The organism is Acidimicrobiales bacterium (assembly GCA_036273495.1).
In the GTDB taxonomy this organism is placed as follows: Bacteria; Actinomycetota; Acidimicrobiia; order Acidimicrobiales; family JAJPHE01; genus DASSEU01.
Map to the genome: position 1 here is coordinate 1 of DASUHN010000128.1, position 2,116 is coordinate 2,116.

At 73.5% G+C, this 2,116-nt stretch carries 4 protein-coding genes; 1 reads left to right on the plus strand and 3 read right to left on the minus strand.

The features are described 5' to 3' along the window. The 3 genes from VFW24_05540 to VFW24_05550 all read right to left on the minus strand — a co-directional run. Positions 1-708, minus strand: a 708-nt coding sequence (locus tag VFW24_05540; GenBank protein ID HEX5266216.1) for an anthranilate synthase component I, incomplete at its 3' end; no start/stop codon positions are given. After that, positions 689-1,081 (minus strand): phosphoribosyl-AMP cyclohydrolase, encoded by a 393-nt coding sequence (gene hisI, locus VFW24_05545; GenBank protein ID HEX5266217.1) that lies wholly within the window; start codon positions 1,079-1,081, stop codon positions 689-691. The genes VFW24_05540 and hisI, both read right to left, overlap by 20 nt. Next, positions 1,078-1,401, minus strand: a complete 324-nt coding sequence (locus VFW24_05550) for a co-chaperone GroES (GenBank protein ID HEX5266218.1) — start codon at positions 1,399-1,401, stop codon at positions 1,078-1,080. The genes hisI and VFW24_05550 overlap by 4 nt, the downstream gene beginning before the upstream one ends. Before the next feature lie 25 nt (positions 1,402-1,426). Here VFW24_05550 and VFW24_05555 point away from each other — a divergent pair, with 25 nt between their 5' ends. Next, a complete protein-coding gene (locus tag VFW24_05555) occupies positions 1,427-2,050 on the plus strand; it encodes a hypothetical protein (GenBank protein HEX5266219.1) in 624 nt (207 codons plus the stop codon). Positions 2,051-2,116: the final 66 nt, after the last annotated feature.

Sequence of the window (2,116 nt, forward strand, 5' to 3'; positions counted from 1 at the left end):
CACCGCGGCCTGGTACTCCTCGGGGGAGACGCGCCGGTGGAACCCGGGCAGGCCCTCGGCCGGGTCGGGCGGCTCGGCCGGCGCGTCGGCCAGGGGCCGCCCCAGGTCGGCGGCCATCGAGTCGATGGCGGCGGCGGCGGCGTCGTAGGCGGCGTCGACCTCGGCCGGGCCCCACGCCGGGTCCACCACCACGTTGTCGATCAGGAACACCCGCTGGCGCCAGTGGTCGAACGCCGCCATGGGCCCGATCACCGACAGCACGGCGTCGGGCGCGCCCACGTCGTCGGGCGGGACGGAGGGGAGGCGCTCGACCTCGCGCACCACGTCGTAGCCGAGGTAGCCGACCAGGCCGCTGTGCAACGGGGGCAGCTCGTCGATCACCGGGCTGCGGTAGAGGCGCAGCAGCTCCTCGACGGCGGCCAGGATGCCCTCGTCGCGAGGGACGCTGTCGGGGAGGCGCCCCTCGACCTCGACCCGCCGCCCCCGGGCCACCATCCGGGCGAAGTGGCCCCTTCCCGCGAACGAGAACCGCGCCCACCGCTCCCCGTGCTCCACCGACTCGAGCAGGAAGCCGGGTCCCTCCCCCGCCAGCCGGGCGAAGGCCGCCACCGGCGTCTGCATGTCGGCCACCAGCTCACGCCACACCGGAACGACGGTGTGGCTGCGCGCGAGGGAGCGGAACGACTCCCTATCCGGACGCAGCGTCATCGGACCCGTCGTCGGTCCCGAAGGCCCGGTAGAAGCAGGTGTGGTTCCCGGTATGGCAGGCGCCGCGCCCCTCCTGCTCGACCACGAGGAGGATCACGTCACCGTCGCAGTCGTAGCGCGCCTCGCGCACGTACTGCCGGTCCCCCGACGTCTCCCCCTTGCACCAGTACTCCTGGCGGCTGCGGCTCCAGAACCAGCTCCGCCCGGTGTCGAGGGTGCGGCGTAGGGCGTCCTCGTTCATCCACGCGAACATCAGCACGGTGCCGGTGCCCGCCTCCTGTACAACCGCCGGCACCAGCCCGTCGGCGTTGAACTCCACCCGGGCCAGCTGCTCCTCGGTGTAGGGGATCGGCGTGATGGCGGGGGCGCTCACAGGTACAGCCCCGTGCCGCTGTCGATGCGCTCGGAGGCCACGGCGTGGATGTCCCGCTCGCGCATGAGGAGGTAGTCGTCCCCCTGGACCTCGACCTCGTAGCGGTCCTCGGGGCTGAACAGGACCTGGTCCCCCGGCTTGATGGTCCGGACGTGGGGCCCGACGGCCACCACCTCGGCCCAGGTCAGCCGCTTGGACACCTGCGCGGTGGCGGGGATGAGGATGCCGGAACGGGACTTGCGCTCCCCTTCCGACTGGGGGATCTGGACCAGGACCCGGTCCGCCAGCATGGTGATCGGCTGCTTCTGGCCCTTCGACACCCCCGGCACGGTACCGTGCCGACCGGTGCCCATCGAACCGGTATCCCTCGAGACCGACGACGGGCTGCGCCTCGAGGCCGAGCTCTCCGTGCCGCCGGAGCCGTGGGCGGCGGTCGTGCTGGCCCACCCGCATCCGCAGTTCGGGGGCAACATGCGCTCGATCGTGACCGGCTCCCTGTTCGAGGCCCTGCCCGCCGCCGGCGTGGCCGCCCTGCGCTTCAACTTCCGGGGCGTCGAGGGGTCGGAGGGGGTGCACGGGGACGGAGTCGGAGAGCGCCGCGACGTGGTCGCCGGCATCGACGCCCTGGCCCCGATCACCGAGGGCCTCCCGCTGGTCCTGTCGGGGTGGTCGTTCGGGGCCGACACGTCGCTGGCGGTCGGGGACGAGCGGGTGGCGGGCTGGGCGCCGGTGGCGCCTCCGTTGCGCATCGTCGACCCCGCCGACATGGTGGCCCCCACCGATCCCCGCCCCAAGGGAGTGGTGCTGGCCCGCCACGACCAGTTCCGGGACCCCGCCGAGGCGGCCACCATCCTCGCCGGGTGGCCGGCCACGACGGTCGAGGTGGTGGAGGGCGCCGACCACTTCTTCGTGGGGCGCACGGACAAGGTGGCCGAGATCGTCCTCGGCTGGCTCAGGGCGCTGGCCTGACCTCCACGCCCCGGTCGGCCAGGTAGCGCTTGGCCTCGGCCACGGTGTGCTGGCCGTAGTGGAAGA